The 16,437-nt window shown below is 55.0% G+C and carries 17 protein-coding genes and 1 other RNA gene; 10 read left to right on the top strand and 8 right to left on the bottom strand.

The window, feature by feature from the left end:
• Positions 1–10 precede the first annotated feature (10 nt).
• On the bottom strand, positions 11–745 hold the full coding sequence (locus M9H61_RS12735) for a Crp/Fnr family transcriptional regulator (protein ID WP_101246934.1): 735 nt from the start codon (positions 743–745) through the stop codon (positions 11–13).
• 447 nt (positions 746–1,192) lie between these two features.
• Between M9H61_RS12735 and M9H61_RS12730 the strand changes: the two genes are divergently transcribed.
• The 7 genes from M9H61_RS12730 to aroQ all read left to right on the top strand — a co-directional run bounded on the left by M9H61_RS12730 (position 1,193) and on the right by aroQ (position 8,093).
• Positions 1,193–2,218 carry a DctP family TRAP transporter solute-binding subunit gene (locus tag M9H61_RS12730; protein ID WP_101246936.1) on the top strand — a complete coding sequence of 342 codons (1,026 nt, stop codon included), beginning with the start codon at positions 1,193–1,195 and terminating at the stop codon, positions 2,216–2,218.
• A 105-nt stretch (positions 2,219–2,323) separates the two neighbouring features.
• Complete coding sequence (locus M9H61_RS12725) at positions 2,324–2,806, top strand: TRAP transporter small permease (RefSeq protein ID WP_250280821.1); 483 nt, start codon at positions 2,324–2,326, stop codon at positions 2,804–2,806.
• A complete protein-coding gene (locus tag M9H61_RS12720; protein WP_114112294.1) occupies positions 2,803–4,071 on the top strand; it encodes a TRAP transporter large permease in 1,269 nt (422 codons plus the stop codon). Before M9H61_RS12725 ends, M9H61_RS12720 begins: the two co-directional genes overlap by 4 nt.
• Positions 4,072–4,082: 11 nt before the next feature.
• Positions 4,083–4,931: a shikimate dehydrogenase gene (locus M9H61_RS12715; RefSeq protein WP_250280819.1), complete on the top strand. Its 849-nt coding sequence runs from the start codon at positions 4,083–4,085 to the stop codon at positions 4,929–4,931.
• 10 nt (positions 4,932–4,941) lie between these two features.
• Positions 4,942–5,595: a GntR family transcriptional regulator gene (locus tag M9H61_RS12710; protein WP_101246940.1), complete on the top strand. Its 654-nt coding sequence runs from the start codon at positions 4,942–4,944 to the stop codon at positions 5,593–5,595.
• Positions 5,596–5,714: 119 nt separating this feature from the next.
• Positions 5,715–7,592 (top strand): bifunctional sugar phosphate isomerase/epimerase/4-hydroxyphenylpyruvate dioxygenase family protein, encoded by a 1,878-nt coding sequence (locus M9H61_RS12705; protein ID WP_250280818.1) that lies wholly within the window; start codon positions 5,715–5,717, stop codon positions 7,590–7,592.
• 54 nt (positions 7,593–7,646) lie between these two features.
• Positions 7,647–8,093 (top strand): type II 3-dehydroquinate dehydratase, encoded by a 447-nt coding sequence (gene aroQ / locus M9H61_RS12700; protein WP_250280816.1) that lies wholly within the window; start codon positions 7,647–7,649, stop codon positions 8,091–8,093.
• Positions 8,094–8,253: 160 nt separating this feature from the next.
• Here aroQ and recR read toward each other — a convergent pair whose 3' ends face one another.
• The 4 genes from recR to ffs form a co-directional block, all read right to left on the bottom strand.
• The gene (gene recR, locus M9H61_RS12695; protein ID WP_101246943.1) at positions 8,254–8,847 is read right to left on the bottom strand and encodes a recombination mediator RecR; all 594 of its coding nucleotides are present in this window, start codon (positions 8,845–8,847) and stop codon (positions 8,254–8,256) included.
• Positions 8,848–8,979: 132 nt separating this feature from the next.
• On the bottom strand, positions 8,980–9,303 hold the full coding sequence (locus M9H61_RS12690; protein ID WP_101246944.1) for a YbaB/EbfC family nucleoid-associated protein: 324 nt from the start codon (positions 9,301–9,303) through the stop codon (positions 8,980–8,982).
• Positions 9,300–11,195: a DNA polymerase III subunit gamma/tau gene (locus tag M9H61_RS12685; RefSeq protein WP_250280814.1), complete on the bottom strand. Its 1,896-nt coding sequence runs from the start codon at positions 11,193–11,195 to the stop codon at positions 9,300–9,302. The genes M9H61_RS12690 and M9H61_RS12685 overlap by 4 nt, the downstream gene beginning before the upstream one ends.
• Positions 11,196–11,350: 155 nt before the next feature.
• Positions 11,351–11,445, bottom strand: an RNA gene (gene ffs, locus M9H61_RS12680) — signal recognition particle sRNA small type.
• Between the two features lie 191 nt (positions 11,446–11,636).
• Here ffs and nudC point away from each other — a divergent pair.
• The gene (gene nudC / locus M9H61_RS12675) at positions 11,637–12,563 is read left to right on the top strand and encodes an NAD(+) diphosphatase (protein WP_068517840.1); all 927 of its coding nucleotides are present in this window, start codon (positions 11,637–11,639) and stop codon (positions 12,561–12,563) included.
• A 105-nt stretch (positions 12,564–12,668) separates the two neighbouring features.
• Complete coding sequence (locus M9H61_RS12670; protein WP_250280812.1) at positions 12,669–13,469, top strand: hypothetical protein; 801 nt, start codon at positions 12,669–12,671, stop codon at positions 13,467–13,469.
• A 27-nt stretch (positions 13,470–13,496) separates the two neighbouring features.
• Here M9H61_RS12670 and M9H61_RS12665 read toward each other — a convergent pair whose 3' ends face one another.
• Positions 13,497–13,865, bottom strand: coding sequence for a DUF1636 domain-containing protein (locus tag M9H61_RS12665; RefSeq protein WP_250280810.1), 369 nt, complete (start codon positions 13,863–13,865; stop codon positions 13,497–13,499).
• 57 nt (positions 13,866–13,922) lie between these two features.
• Positions 13,923–14,822, bottom strand: coding sequence for a LysR family transcriptional regulator (locus tag M9H61_RS12660; protein ID WP_250280809.1), 900 nt, complete (start codon positions 14,820–14,822; stop codon positions 13,923–13,925).
• Between the two features lie 158 nt (positions 14,823–14,980).
• Between M9H61_RS12660 and M9H61_RS12655 the strand changes: the two genes are divergently transcribed.
• Positions 14,981–15,589 (top strand): glutathione S-transferase family protein, encoded by a 609-nt coding sequence (locus tag M9H61_RS12655; protein ID WP_101246948.1) that lies wholly within the window; start codon positions 14,981–14,983, stop codon positions 15,587–15,589.
• A gap of 136 nt (positions 15,590–15,725) precedes the next feature.
• Here the strand turns inward: M9H61_RS12655 and M9H61_RS12650 are convergent, their stop codons facing one another.
• Positions 15,726–16,394, bottom strand: a complete 669-nt coding sequence (locus M9H61_RS12650) for a glutathione S-transferase family protein (RefSeq protein ID WP_250280807.1) — start codon at positions 16,392–16,394, stop codon at positions 15,726–15,728.
• Between the last annotated feature and the right edge of the window lie 43 nt (positions 16,395–16,437).

Here is a 16,437-nt window from a genome sequence, read left to right as displayed (position 1 = left end):
ATCCGAAGGTTCAGTTTTTGATGGCATCAGCAAGAAGTTGTTTCAGCCCGTCGCTGTCCTTGATGATCAGTCGGCCGTCACGGCGGGTGATCATCCCCTGTTTTTCAAGTTCACGGAGTTTCTTGTTTACGGCTTCGCGCGTCACGCCAAGCATCAGACCAAGTTCCTGTTGCGACAGCGGAAGTGCTATGCGGATGCCTTCGGGATCGGGTCCGCCATGACGTTCGGCCAGCCACAGAATGCGTTTGATCAGACGTGCGGTCAGATCAAGGAAATTGGCATCTTCAAGAAGATCGCTGACCCAGCGCAGGCGACGGCACAGAAGGGCCGTGATATGGCGCCGAAGCGGTGCTTCGCGGTCAAAGATTTCAAAGAAGTCATCACGTGAAATGAACAGAGTTCGGGTCGGGCCGACAGCCCGCGCGGTTGCCGTGCGCGGTTCGCCATCAAGAAGGGCGATCTCGCCAAAGACGGCACCGGGTGCCAGAACGTTCAGGACGATTTCCTTGCCGGTTTCCGAAACAGATGAAATGCGGACCTTGCCGGCCTCGACCGCATAAAGTCCGTCGGCCGGTGCGCCCTTTTCAAACAGCAACTGCCCGTCTTCCAGTCGGCGTACGGTTGCCTGACCGGAAAGTTGTTCGAGTAATTCAGGATCGAGATCCTCAAACAAAAAGCTGCCCGCCAAAATACGCGAAGCGATTTTTGCAAGCTGCGGTGATGTTGGGCCGTTGACACTGTTCACGGAATTCACTTTGGAAATAGCGTTACTTAAAGGGACGAATCGTCACGTTTCTAAGCCAAAGTAGCACAAATAACCCGATTTACAGCAAGCGTTTTCGATTTCTCCGTCCTTGGGGCAAACCGGGGATGATCGTTGGGAAACAGCGCGATGGCGGGGAATATCGGCATGCGCACATTGGCGATTTGCCCACAGCACCCAATGTCTATGTGAACTCGATGACGCGATCACGGGGCAACAAGGAACCCATGTGGTGGCAGAAATCAGGCGGGGCGGTTTTGATCACGGGGCCGAAAGGCCCGGTAAATGGCGGGTTTCGTCAAAATATAGAATGTTTGACAAAATCTCCTATGTTTTTTAAATTATCCTAATTCCGAATCAGACTGCGCAAGAACAAGATTGTCACAAGCAACCACGGTCTGCGGGATTTCGTTCAATTGGGAGGAAGTAATGAAGATGATTTCCAAGGGTGCCCTGTTTGGCGCCGTTTCCATGGTTGCCGCGTCATTCGGTTATTCCGCGCAGGCAGCTGATGTGACCTTGAACTTTGCCCATGTCGATCCGGCAGAGTGGACCACCTCGAAGAAGGGTGCGGCATCCCAGGTCTTTAAAAATATTGTCGAAGCAGAATCCGGCGGCCGTATTGAGGTCGCACTGTTCCCGGCCGGGGCGCTGGGCGGTGAAACCGATCTGTTGCAGAATACCCAGGACGGTACGCTGGCCATGTCGATGGTATCGGGTCCGTTCTCCAAGGTCTGCCCCGAGGCAGCCGTTCTTGATATTCCCTATATCTTCCCGAATGCCAACGTAGCCTGGAATGTTCTGGATGGTGGTTTTGGCAAGGAACTTGCCGAGCATTGCCTGGAAAAAACCGGTCTTCGGACGCTGGCATATGGTGAAACCGGGTTCCGTAACTTTACCAACTCCAAGCGTGCAGTCGCCGAACCGAAAGATATGGAAGGTTTGAAGATTCGCGTCATGACCGTTCCGTTGTTCGTGGAAATGGTCAAAGCACTTGGCGGTGATCCGACCCCGATTCCGTGGCCGGAAGTTCCGACTGCACTGACCACCGGGACGGTTGACGGTCAGGAAAACCCGATCAGCGTGATCTATGCCAACAAATTCTATGAGATGCAGAAATACCTGACGCTGGACCGTCACGTATATGGCACCGACTTCATCGTGATCAATGAAGCAACCTATCAGGGTCTGTCGGATGCGGATCAGGCGCTTCTGCGTCGTGCTGCGGGGATTGCCGCCAATGTTGGTCGCGCAATTCAGCAGTTCAATTCCGCCGAAGGTGTGGCGAAGCTGGCAGCAGAAGGCATGGAAGTCACCACGCCGACGGCAGAACAGCTTAAGGCATTCCGTGATGCAGCCCAGCCGGCTGTGATCAACTGGCTGTCGGGCCAGATTGACGCCGAGTGGATTGAAAAACTGCAGAAAGCCGTTTCCGAAGCAGAAGCTTCCATGTAATCGGCATTGGCAGACCGGGGGCTCCTCCTTGTTCCTGGTCTGCCCTTTTTCCCGCCATGGTGCCCCAGGGGCATTTGAATTTTCCGCGACGATCCGGGGGAACCCATGCAACGCGCAGAGAAAGCGTTCAAGCGTTTGCTCGCCGGACTTTCGGGGATCAGCATCCTCGTAGTGTTTGGTGTTGTTTTTGCTGGCAGTGTCAGCCGCTATTTATTTTCTTCCCCGCTGCAATGGAGCGAAGAGGTCGCGAAATACGCGATGATCTATGGCTGCATGTTTGGTGTGGCTTTGGCCTATCTCCAGGGTACCCAGATCACATTCAGCATCGTGATTGATACCGTGCCAGCCCGTTTGCGTCGCAAGCTTGCGATTGTGGTCGATGCCACAACGCTGGTGCTGGGCGGTGTTCTTGCCTATGCCGGATGGATTTTTGCAGCCAAGCGTGGCGGAATTGTCGCATCGGGCATCGGCATTCAAATGTATTGGGCGCAGATCGCAATTACCATTGGCGGGATTTGCCTTGTCATTGCGGCATTGCTGCGTCTGGCATCGATTTTTGACAAGAATTCGACCGGGGGTGAGGCATGATTACCGGCGTTACCCTTTTGGCCCTGCTGGCGATCGGCGCACCGGTTGCCTTTGCCATCGCACTTGGTCTTGTGGCCTATATCAGCACCGGAACGTTCGGGATTGATTTGCTGCCGCAGCGCATTTTTGCCGGCATGGACAGCTTTACCATTCTGGCAATTCCGCTTTTTGTTCTGGCCGGCGAATTGATGAATGCCAGCGGCATCACATCGCGCGTTATCAATCTGGCCAATGCGCTGGTCGGCCATGCCAAGGCCGGTCTGGCACAGGTCAATATATGGTCATCAGTGATTTTTGCCGGGCTTTCGGGATCGGCGGTGGCCGATACATCGGCAATCGGGCGCATCTTTATTCCGTCGATGGAAAAGGAAGGCTATCCGCGTGATTTTGCCGCGGCCCTCACCGCTGCATCGTCGGTGATCGGTCCGATCATTCCGCCAAGCATTCCGGTGATTATCTATGCGCTGATTACCACCAATGTGTCGGTTCCGGCCCTGTTCCTTGCCGGGATTGTGCCGGGCATTCTGCTGGCGATTGCGCTTTCGGTTTATGTGCGGTTCTTTGTCAAGAATTACGCCAAACCGCGCGAACGCATGAATATGGGTGAAAAGCTCAAAGCCGTGTGGAACGGGTTGATCCCGCTTTTCATGCCGGTATTCGTGATCGGTTCGATCCTGGCGGGGATCGTGACCCCGACCGAGGCGGCAAGCTTTGCGGTGTTTTATGCGCTGGTGGTTGGCTTGTTTGTGTTTCGCGAACTCAAACCATCGGATTTGCCGGGGATCTTTTCCGGGGCGATGCGTGATTCTTCAAGCATCCTGATCATTATGGCAACGGTTGCCGCGGCAAACTGGTTCATGACATTTGCCGGTATCCCGCAGTCGATCAGCAAGTTTGTTTTGGGCTATGTCGACAGTCCTGCGACCTTCCTGATTTTGATCAACCTGATGTTGCTGGCGGTTGGCCTTGTACTTGAAGGCATTGCAGCGATGCTGGTGCTGGTGCCGATCCTGCATCCGATTGCGATCAGCCTTGGCATCGATCCAACCCATTTTGGCATCATTGTCATCTTTAACCTGATGATCGGTCTGATCACACCGCCGATGGGGCTTTGCCTGTTTGTCGCTGATGCGATTGCCGGTGTCGGGATGGCCAGGATGATCCGCGCGATCATGCCGTTCTTTATTGTCGAACTTATGGTGCTGATTCTCATCACCTTTGTGCCTGACATCGTCACCTTCTTGCCTAACCTGTTTGGATTTTAGGATACCATTCCATGTTGAAGCTCGGTCTTATCGGTAAAGGCATTTCACGGAGCCAGTCAGCCCGACTGCACGTTTTGCTGGGCCGTATGTGCGGGATGGATGTTACATACGACTATCTTGATAGCGATCAGATCGCCGATTTCGATCTGATCAGACAGCTGACCAAATGTGCACAGACCGGTTATGCGGGGGTCAATGTGACCCATCCCTACAAAACCAGTGCACGCAAACTGATCACCCCGCGCAAGCGCCTTCCCGAAGCCCTGGGATCGGTCAATACCGTGGTGTTTCGTGAAGACGGATGGCGCGGGGACAACACCGATTTCGTCGGTTTCATGCGCGGTTATCGCCAGCAATTTGGCGATGCAAAGCCGGGCACGGTCTTGCAGCTCGGCGCGGGGGGCGTCGGGCTTGCAACCGCATTTGGGTTGCGCGGTCTGGGGGCGGACAAAATCCTGATCCATGACAAGGATGCCGCGCGTGGTGAAGAACTTGTGGCAACCCTTGTTGCCGCTGATACCGCGGCCGAATTTGTTGGCGAAGCCGATCTTGCCGATGCGGTGCGGTCTGCTGACGGGTTGATCAACTGTACCCCGGTCGGAATGAACCAATATCCCGGCTGTCCGTTTGATACGGCCCTGTTTGGCGGGCAGAAATGGGCGTTTGATGCGGTTTATACCCCGGTTCAGACGGCGTTTCTGACCTCGGCGGCGAAATCGGGGATTGAAGTCATGACTGGCTTTGAACTCTTCTTCTTTCAGGGTATTGAAGCATTCGAGGTTTTCAGCGGGGCAGAAATCGATGCCGATGCTGCAAGAACAGAATACTTCAATGCCTATCCCGAGGCATTGACAGGGTAGGGAGCAAGAAATGAGCAGCAGCACCGTTGCCGAGACAGTCTATAACGAAATTCGCGATGACATTCTGTATGGCGAATTGCAGCCCGGCGTGAAGCTTAAGCTTGAGGCGCTGCGCGAACGTTATAGCGTCGGGGTCAACACGCTGCGCGAAGTTCTTAACCGTCTTGTGGCATCGGGCTTTGTCTTTGTCGAAGGCCAGAAGGGGTTTCGTGTTGTCGAAACATCGCCGTCCAATTTCAAGGAATTGACGGCGATGCGGCTTCTGCTTGAACGCGACGGGCTGAGTGCATCGATGAAGGACGGCGATGTGGAATGGGAAGCCCGGGTTGCGGCGGCCCATCACAAGCTTGCTGCCATTGAAAAGAAGATGATGGTCGAAGACAGTCGCGAACTGACCGTTCGCTGGAGCCAGTATGACCGCGAATTTCATCAGGCCCTGATTTCGGCATGCGGTTCGGACCTTCATCTGCGTCTTCACCGCGAGATTTTCGATCAGTTCCGGCGCTATGTCGTGATCGAACTGAAAACCCACGGATTCCGTGGTCAGGAAATTATCGATGAGCATCGGGCTCTTTGCGAATTGGCACTTGCACGTGATGCAGATGCCGCGATCGCACGGCTGACCGATCATATTGAAACCTACCGGCATCGTTCGCAGGACTGACCTGTTTCGGGTGGCGCTTTTGGCTGGCCGCCCGACGCATTTGACCAGACCATTCTGGCAAGTCACAGCAGGTATCCCGACGGGGCCGGAACACTCTTTGCGTAGTCCGGAGGGATAAAATGCTGACCTCGATTGCCACAGTTTCACTGTCTGGCGACCTTCAGGAAAAACTTGATGCCATTGCCGCAGCCGGCTTTGACGGTGTCGAGATTTTTGAAAACGATCTTTTGTCCTTTGACGGATCACCGGCCGATGTCGGCAAGACGATCCGGGACCTTGGCCTTAAGCTTGTTACCTTTCAGCCGTTCCGCGATTTCGAGGGTATGCCAGAACCCCAGCGCACCCGCGCGTTTGAACGGGCAGAGCGCAAGTTCGACCTGATGGAGGAACTTGGCACCGATCTTTTGATGGTGTGTTCGAACGTTTCCCCGCAGTCGCTTGGCGGGCTTGACCGCGCGGCAAAGGATCTGGCGGAACTTGGCGATCGGGCGGCAAAGCGCGGCCTTCGCATCGCGTTCGAAGCCCTTTCGTGGGGCAAGCATATCAGCGATTATCGCGACAGCTGGGAAGTGGTGCGCCGTGCCAATCACCCCAATGTCGGTCTGGTGCTGGATACCTTCCACATCATGGCGCGCAAGGTGCCGCTTGATGCGATTTCATCGATCCCCGGTGACAAGATTTTCCTGGTCCAGGTGGCTGATGCCCCGATCCTTGAAATGGATGCTCTTTCCTGGAGCCGCCATTTCCGGTGTTTCCCCGGGCAGGGGGACTTCCCGCTTGATGAATTCATGCGCAATCTGGCGATGACCGGGTATGACGGTCCGCTGTCGCTTGAAATTTTCAATGACCAGTTCCGGTCCAGTTCGACCAAGAACGTGGCTAAGGACGGGTTGCGGTCGCTGATTTATCTTGGCGACGGGGTTGAGGGGGTAAAGGTCGGTGAAAAGGCCAAGACTCTGCCGCCCAAGGCGCATGCCCAGGAAGTCGGGTTTGTTGAATTTGCGGTCGAGGAAGAAACCGCAGACAAGCTTGAAACCCTGTTTGCCGGACTTGGCTTTGAAAAGCGCGGCAGCCACAAGACCAAGGCCGTGACATGGTGGAAACAGGGTGACATCAACCTTGTGATCAATTGCGACAAGGATGGCTTTGCCCATTCCTATAATATCGTGCATGGCCCGTCGGTCTGTGCGGTCGGCCTTAAGGTTGATGACGCCAAGGCGACCCTTGATCGTGCGCAGGCATTGCTTGCCGCCCCGTTCAGTCAGGCAGTCGGCGAAGGCGAGATCGAGATGCCGGCCATCCGTGGTGTTGGCGGAAGCCTTGTTTATTTCCTGGATGATCACAGTGAATTGTCACGGATCTGGGATGTTGAATTCGAGCCGGAAAATGCCGGTAATGCCGGGACGGGCACGGCAAAATTGCGTGCGGTCGATCATGTTTCATACTCGATGCAGTATGAGGAAATGCTGACCTGGCTTTTGTATTTCACATCGATCTTTGATCTCGGCAAGATGCCGACCCTTGATATCCCGGATCCCGGCGGGCTTGTGCAAAGTCAGGTGGTGCAAAGTGATGCGGTGCGGTTGATCCTCAATGGGTCGCAAAGCCCCCATACCCAGCATTCCCAGTTCCTGAACGAGTTTTTCGGAAGCGGCGTGCAGCATCTGGCATTTTCGAGCGACGATATTTTTGCATCTGTCGATTATTGCAAGCAGCACGGGGTGGAGATTCTGCCGATCCCGGAAAACTATTACGATGATATCGAAGCGCGGTTCGGATTGGAGCCGGAACTGCTTGATCGTTTGCGTGCGCGTAATATTCTCTATGATCGTGACGACGAAGGTGAATATTATCAGGCCTATACGCGGACCTTTGCCAATCGTTTCTTCTTTGAACTGGTGGAGCGACGCGCGTATCGTGGGTTTGGCGCAGCCAATGCACCGATCCGTCTGGCATCACAGACGCGCATGAACCGTCGCAGCGAAGCAGCGAAATAAACAGGCCCCGGGGAATTCCGCCAGAATACGGGGCATAAAGGTGGGAATATTGAAATGAGCGTGCAGGAAATTCTTGTCATTAATGGACCGAACCTGAACCTGCTGGGGCAGCGTCAGCCGGAAATCTATGGCTACGACACGCTGCAATCGATCGAGGCAAAATGTGCTGAACTGGCGGGTGAGTTGGGTGTTGCCGTTCGGTTCGGCCAGTCCAACCATGAAGGCGCGATCATTGATCTGATTCACGAGGCCCGCGAGAAATCGGCGGCCATCATTATCAATGCCGGGGCTTATACCCATACCTCGATTGCGATCTATGACGCGCTGAAGACTTTTGATGGCTATATCATCGAGTTGCACATTTCCAACCCGCATGCCCGCGAGGAATTCCGCCATAAAAGCTGGATCAGTCCGGTGGCCGATGCGGTGATGGCCGGGGCGGGTGCATATGGTTATGAACTGGCAACGCGCCTGGCCGCGGAAAAAATCAAGCCGGCATAAATTGCGATAAAGTAAGTCAGTCACATTTGACTTTTTGCCCAGTATTTCAATTCAAAAAAATTTGAAAAATTGCGACATGCGCAACGTTCACAGGGCAGCTTTGGCTGCCCTTTTGAATGTTTGATCGCTGTTCTTTGATGGGCAGGCGGACATTCCGGTGTCAGACGGAACTGCGTGATCGCAGAGCAGCGGCCAGGGTTCCGTCATCAAGATAATCAAGTTCGCCGCCGACCGGGACGCCGTGGGCGAGGCGGGTGACCTTGACCCCGGTTTCGATCAGCCGTTCGGTGATGTAATGCGCGGTGGTCTGGCCATCGACGGTGGCATTGGTGGCAAGGATGACTTCGGCGACATTGCCGTTGCGCACCCGGTTGACCAGCTGATCGATTTTAAGATCGTCGGGACCGACCCCATCAAGCGGTGACAGCGTGCCGCCCAGAACATGATACTGCCCCTTAAACGCTGCACCACGTTCAAGCGCCCAAAGATCCTGAACCTCCTCGACCACACAGATCATGTCCGTACCACGATTGGTGTCAGCACAGATATGGCAGGGATCGGTAACATCGATATTGCCGCAATTGGTGCAGGTGGTCATGGCCTCGGCCGTTTCATGCAGCGCATCGGCCAACGGGATCATCAGGGTTTCGGGTTTCTTGAGCATCTGCAACACTGCGCGTCGTGCAGAACGCGGACCAAGGCCCGGCAGGCGCGACAGCAATTTGATCAGATTTTCGATTTCCCGTCCGGTCATGGTGATCCCGTTTGTGGTGTTTCCTGATGGTCAGGGTCAGACCCCTAGCTTGTATCAAAAACAAAGGGCGGCGCAATGCCACCCTTTGTCTGGCACTTCGAAAGTGCAAATCAAATTGTCATCCGGTCCGGATCAGAACGGCAGTTTGAAACCTTCGGGAAGGTTCATGCCACCGGTGACGTCTTTCATCTTTTCCTGAACGGCGGCCTCGACCTTGACCTTGGCGTCGTTATAGGCGGCGACGATCAGGTCTTCGAGGACTTCGGTGTCGTTCGGGTCAACGATGCTTTTATCAAGCGAAAGACCACGCATTTCGCCTTTGCCATTGAGCATCACCTTGACCATGCCGGCACCGGACTGGCCTTCGATTTGGAGTTCCACCAGACTTTCCTGCATTTCCTGCATTTTGGTCTGCATTTGCTGGGCCTGTTTCAGCATCCCTGCAAGGTTCTTCATAGCTCGTCGTCTCCTTCGAGATAAAATGCGTCGTCATATACGGAACCGCTTTCGTCCTCTTCACCTTCGGACAGTTCCTGTCCGGGTGGCAGATGGACGGCCACGATTTTTGCGTTTGGCAAACCATCAAGGATGGCTTTGACCACCGGGTCCTGCGAAGCGTCAGCCTTGCGCTGTTCCAGTGCTTCGAGTTCCTGTTCTTTGAGGGTCGGTGCCCCTTCTTCGCGCTCTGACACACTGACCAGCCAGCGATGGCCGGTCAGGTTGTTAAGCGCCTTGATCAGTTGGGTCGACAGGTCCGAACGTGCACCGCGTGCCGGGCGAAATTCGATCCGCCCCGGTTCATACTTCACCAGATGCATATAGTTTTTGACCTGCATCGCGATACCGGTGGTTTCGCGTTCCTTGCCCAGAAGTTCGGCAACCTCGGCAAAGCTTTCGGGCATTTTGGCATAGGCGACCTGTTCGACCTGTTCGGGTTCGCCGAGCGGGTCGGGGCGGCGCTGTGCCACGGCAGCGGCACCACCGCCACCATTGACCACCTGCATCCGCGGTCCGGGGCCGCCATTGCCGCCACCACCACCTTGTGGTCCGGCACCGCTTGTCGCGTTGGCCATGTCCTGGCGCAGTTTTTTGATCAGATCGCCAGGCGGCGGCATTTCTGCTGCATAGGCCAGACGGATCAGGATCATTTCAGCGGCCTGAATGGGGGATGGCGCAATGCGCGTTTCTTCAAGCCCCTTAAGCAGCATCTGCCAGGCGCGGGTCAATTGCGGCATCGCCAGCTTGGCGGCAATTTCTTTGCCGCGTTCACGTTCGATTTGTGACACGCCGGGGTCATTGGCGGCATCGGGTGACAATTTCACACGGGTCAGCCAATGGGTCAGGTCCAGCATATCCTGCAACATCACGGCGGGATCGCCACCCAGTGCATATTGCGCAGACAAAAGTTCAAGCGCCTCGTTGATTTCGCCCTTCATGGTGAAATCAAACAGATCGAAAATGCGCGACCGGTCCGAAAGACCCAGCATGTCACGGACTTGCTGGGTGGTGACTTTGCCAGCACCATGGGAAATCGCCTGATCGAGCAAACTCATGCCGTCACGGACAGATCCGTCGGCGGCACGGGCGATCAGGGTGACGGCTTCTTCTTCGATTTCGGCATTTTCCAGCCCGGCGATGCGGGTGTAATGGGCAGCCAGTTCTTCGGTCTGAACGCGGCGAAGATCAAAGCGCTGACAACGCGACAGAACCGTGATCGGAATTTTGCGGATTTCGGTGGTCGCGAAGATGAATTTCACATGTTCCGGCGGCTCTTCAAGCGTTTTGAGAAGCGCGTTAAACGCACTTTTGGAAAGCATGTGCACTTCGTCGATGATGTAGATCTTGTAGCGGGCCGAGGTCGGGCGATAGCGCACGCCTTCGATCAGTTCGCGAATGTCATCCACACCGGTACGGGACGCGGCATCCATTTCCAGAACATCGACATGGCGGTCTTCGGCAATGGCGCGGCAATGTTCGCAGACGCCACATGGTTCAATGGTCGCCCCGCCTTTGCCATCCGCACCGATGCAGTTCAGCGCACGTGCAATGATACGGGCCGTTGTGGTTTTACCAATACCGCGCACCCCGGTCAGAACAAAGGCATGGGCCAGACGCCCGCTTTCAAGGGCGTTTGACAGGGTCTTGACCATCGGGCCATGACCAATCAGCTCTTCGAAGGTTTTCGGACGGTATTTTCGCGCAAGAACCTGATATTCGCTTTTGGGTGCGGTGTTGCTGTCTGCGGCGGCCGGTGCAGCGCTGCTTGATTGGGGAGCAGCGGCTTGTTCGGGCGCAGGTGCGTCACTTTCGGGCATATCTTGGCTGGCGGTCTCGATCTGATCGCTCATTCATCCGGTCCGGCATGTTGAAAGTCAGTTTGGTTTTAGCAGCTTCCATCGGGGATGGGAAAGGCCAAGTGGGAAATTTCCCATACAAAAAACCACATGCCAGAAGATGTAAGGCACATGACAAAAAACAAGGGGATGTTTGGGGAATGATAAGGGTGAGAGACTGAACAGCGACCCGGAAAAACTCGTTACGGCTGCTACCTTCCGGTCCTGACCGGGTTGGCGAGCGGTCCGTCCACTGCCAGCCTCTCGCCCCCTATATCGCCCAACAGCTGCCAAAACGCAAGGGTTGGCTTGGATTTTTTTGAAATGACGCAATCGTGGCTTTTGGCATGGGAATGTCCGCGTTAATGTCGTTGCCAATCCCCACGGAAAAACCGGGAACCTCAAGAAGTTGACTGCCCGTGATCCCGCAAGAAGCATTCAAGGAAACGCACCACCATGAACAGGCAGTTCTATGAATCCATTGATCTTGATCGCGATGCCGTATTGCGCAAAACCGCGGACTGGCAGCAGATTCTTCTGGCCGAGGAGTCGTTGCGGATTCTGATTTGTCATGCCGGTGATCCGCTTTTCGCCTGGCCCGAGGATATGGATGCTCATGAACTGGTGGTGCTTGGTGGTCCGGCGATCCCGCATCTGGATGTGGATTTGAATGGCGGGCACTGGATTTATATCGGTCGGGATCAAAACGGGCCGGTCATTGCCGTGGATATTGCCCCTGTGGTTGCCGACCGGGATGAAGCGGTACGGGCATTGGGGGGCGGGTTTGGTGATATGCGCACCCGCATGGCGGCACTTTCAAGTGACGAGGCGGCATTGGCCGCCCAGGCGCGTGCCATTTTCAACTGGCATCGGGGGCATCGTTTTTGCGGCAATTGCGGACATCCCAACCGGATAGAGGAAGCCGGTTATCGGTTGCAATGTACCAATCCCGATTGCGGCAAGGCCCATTTTCCAAGAACAGACCCGGCTGTGATCATGCTGATCCATCATCAGGATCATGTTTTGCTGGCAAGATCGCCGCAATTTCTGCCCGGGATGGTGTCGGTTCTGGCGGGGTTTGTGGAGCCGGGCGAAACGCTTGAACAGGCGGTGGCCCGCGAAGTTTATGAAGAAGTCGGCGTGCGGATCAAACGCCCGCAATATGTGGCGTCCCAGCCATGGCCGTTTCCCGGCTCATTGATGCTGGGTTTCATTGCCGAAGCAGAAACCACCGAACTTTTCCCCGATCAGGAAGAAATCGAATTCGCCATGTGGGTTCATCGCGATGACGTCCCGGGACTGCCGGAAAAGGGCATAAATCTTCCGCGTCCGATTTCTATTGCACGCTACCTTCTGGAAAACTGGTGCGCCCGACTCATATAAAAGGTGTCGTCGACGGCAAAACATGCCGCGACCGGCTTTGACACTTTTTGGTTTGGCAGCGATAGCGCGTTTTATCGGTGGCAATAAAAGTTCGGGAAAGAGATCGTGCGAAAGCGTTATTCACATCATCACGTGGTCCGGGCCGTTTTGGCGCTGGGTGCGTTTTTGTTGTGGGTCTGGGCAGTTCCGGCCAAGGCCGGCGACCCTGTTCCCGTCAAGGTCGGGGCGTATGAATATGGCGTGGTATATTATTTTGAGGACGGATCACCGCGCGGCATCGTCCCGATGCTGATTGATCGGCTCAACGGGTTGCAGGACACCTATCGGTTCGAGCTGGCCGAAACGTCATCACGACGACGATATCAGGCATTGATGAATGGGGAACTTGATCTGATTTTGCTTGAAAGTGCGAAATGGGACTGGCCGGCGTTTGACGTGCTTTATTCCGATCCGATTGTCCGGGAAAAGGACATCTATCTGACTTTGGCAAGCCAGAGCGACGCCAAAAGCATGTTTGCCGATGTTTCGGCCCATCCCATGCTTTGTGTTCTGGGCTTTCATTACGGTTTTGCCGATTTCAATGCCGATCCGGATCATTTACGCGAAAACTTCAATGTGGAGCTTCGTTATAACGAAAGCGAAGTTCTGAACGGGCTTCTGGCCGGTGAAGCGCCGATCGGCATCGTGTCGGCCGGATTTTTGGCCCGTCGTTTTGCAAGTGACCCCAGATTGCATGAACGCCTGATCATCGGGGACAAACCCGATGCGACCTATGATCTGGTGTCGGTACTGACCAGGGAATCCGCCATTCCGCTTGATGAATTCAACGCTTTGGTGGCCCGCCTGCTGGCCGGTGGCGACGTTGAAGAATTATGGCGTCAATTGCATGCCGGTGTATCTGGCTGACGCCCGGATATCGGTCAAATTATCCCGTTAATCGAGTGGCGGAATGCGCGCAATCACATTGCGCCGCAATGTTTCCGGACGTTCGCGCCAGGCAACAATACCCTTTTCACTGTCGGCATATCGGGTGGCAAGATCCCGCAGATCATCAAGCATGGTGTCGGGATCGACATTGCCATAAACATATCCCCACTTGCCCGCGCCATTCAGTGCGACTGAGCAGCCCGATTTGCAATTGGTCAGGCATTCCGCCGGATGCAGGTCAAATGGCAGGTCGTGGTCGGCACAAAGTGCAGCCATGCGATCAAACAATTGCTTACCGTCACGCGGATCGGACGGGGCATCGGCATTCGATGCGGTGCAGGTAATGCAAATATTCAGGCGTGGTTTGGACGTCATCGGATCAACTTTGGTTGGCGTTTTTGGTCAGGTCGTTTGTCGCGGGCGCGCATCCAATCAGTTTGCACCAGCCATGGTCAAGCTTTCTTGACGATCAGCCGGGGCATCATCAAGGTTTTGACTGACATAATCCTGAATCACACCAGCCAGTTTGCGGCTGACCAGCGGGTGGGAATCTTCTGCCAGCATAATGGCAACCCCGACAGCAGGCAGCGGCGGGAAACCATCGCGACTGTCCAGGATCTGGAATTCATCGGTGACACTAGCCGCAGCAAGGGCTGCAACACCCAACCCGTCGCGCACCAGATGCAAAAGCGATGCGGCCTGTCTAGTAGTGGCAAACAGGTTAAAGGGGCGGCCGGATTTCGAAATGGCATCGATTGCCCATGCATGGAATTTGCAGTCTTCGGCCGGAAGAACCAGCGGAAGCGGATCAATTTCATGTTGGCGATGGATCGGGGATGTTACCCAGACACCCGGTTCGTGACGCAAAAAATATCCTTCTTCACCCATGGCCGAACGGCTGACCAGCGAGATATCAAGTTCCCCCTGATCAAGCATGCGTTGCAAAAGAATGGTCGGGTTGATCGAGATGAAGAATGTCACATCGGGAAGGATGCTGCGGATCGCGCGCAGGACGACGGGCAGAATTTTCTGGGCATAGTCATCGGGGCAGCCGATCCGGATCGGGCGTGCCGCATCCTGATTGCGCAACTTGCCCATGGCTTCGTCCTGAAGGGACAGGATGCGCCGGGCATATCCGACAAAGGTGATGCCATCATTGGTTAAAAGCACATTGCGGCCGTCCCGTTCAAACAGCTTGTTATCGACCAGTTCCTCAAGTCGTTTCATCTGCATGGAAAAGGCCGATGGCGTGCGCCCGATCCGGTCGGCTGCGCGGTTGAAACTGCCACATTCGGCAAAGGCGACGAAACTGCGCAACAGGTCGGAATCCATGGGTCATCCTTTTGATCAGAATTTATGATCAATTAATTTGAACAATTGGGTCAAAACTATTCGATTGTGTGAAAATCATCCAGCGGCAAATATCGGAGCTGGCCGGCCAATGCTTTGACGCGAATGCTTTTAACGCATGTGCCACAGGGAATTTCACAATGATATTAAACGACTATCTGATGTCGGGTAACGGCTATAAAGTCCGTTTGCTGCTGTCCATGTTGGGGCAATCCTTTGAATATGTTGAACGCGACATCATGAAGGGGGAAACCCGCACGCCGGAATATCTTGAAAAGATCAATCCGAACGGCAAAATTCCGGCCCTTGTTCTTGATGACGGTCGGGTTCTGGCAGAAAGCAACGCCATTCTCGGCTATCTGGCAGAGGGTACCGACTTTATCCCCAAAGACCGCTTTGAACGGGCTGAGATGATGGGCTGGCTGTTCTTTGAGCAGTATGACCATGAACCGAACGTGGCGGTTCTGATTTCCTGGTACGAGATCAAGGGGCTTCCGGCCAATGCCGACATCCTTGAACCGATGAAGCAGGCCGGTGCCAAGCGTGCGCTTGATCTGATGGAAAAACGTCTGTCTGCGCATGACTGGCTGGTGGGTGAAACGGTAACGATTGCCGATATTTCGCTTTATGCCTATACGCATCGGGCCGAGCTTGGGAAAATCAGTCTTGCGCCCTATCCGGGGGTGCGTGCCTGGCTGGAACGGATTGAAATGCTTCGCGGCTATGTCCCGATTACCTGGACGCCCTGACCGGTTTAAAAAAAGAGACCACCACAGACAGGAAACCCGCCATTCCGGGGGAAGGGGGAGGAAGACGCCCCCGTCTGTGGTGGCCAAAGACCCCGACAGGATTAAGGGAACCATCGGGGCCGGGCAAACGCTGTTATCAGGCCGATTTCAGAATTTGTTCCGGCAGAAGCGGGTCGGTTTGGGCCGCAGAACCGCGGGCCTTGAACCGGTCGTAAGCGGCCCTGACATTGGGGGCATCCGCCAGCATTTCCGAACCGCCGGGCATTGCATTAAGGTAATGCAGCATCGGCATGATCATCATGTCGGGAAGCGTGAAGCGATCTTCGAACAACCAGCCGTCGCCATAGGCATCATCAAGAACGGCCAGATCGCGACGGATCACGTCGGCAAGCTGGTTCATGTGAGTGGCAAAGCCCGGATCGTGGCGCTTTTTATGATCGGCAAAGACCATCGGGATGACAAAGTTGCGGATGATGTTTTGATCAAGCCGTGTCATGGCAACACTGATCCACTGGTTCATGCGCGCCACTTTGTCGGCGCGGACCGGGCGCAATAGCGGACCGGCAAAATTATCATCGATATAGCGGCAAATTGCCGCAGTCTCAAAAAGCGTGAAGGTGCCGTGGATCAGAACCGGGACCGTGCCAAACGGATTGCGTTCCAACAAGGCATTGGTGGGCGGGCGGCCTGGTGTCTGAACATCGCGGCTGGTGAAATCAAAGCTGATTTCCTTTTCAAGGCAAACAATGCGAACACTGCGCGTCAGGTTGCTGCGCGGCATTCCGACGATAATGAGTTCTGACATGGCAGGTTCCTTTGCTGCATGACGTGCGGTTTTGCCAACCGAT

It is taken from the genome of Thalassospira sp. GO-4, assembly GCF_023588965.1.
Taxonomy (GTDB): domain Bacteria; phylum Pseudomonadota; class Alphaproteobacteria; order Rhodospirillales; family Thalassospiraceae; genus Thalassospira; species Thalassospira povalilytica.
This window is presented reverse-complemented; position numbering and strand designations above follow the sequence as displayed.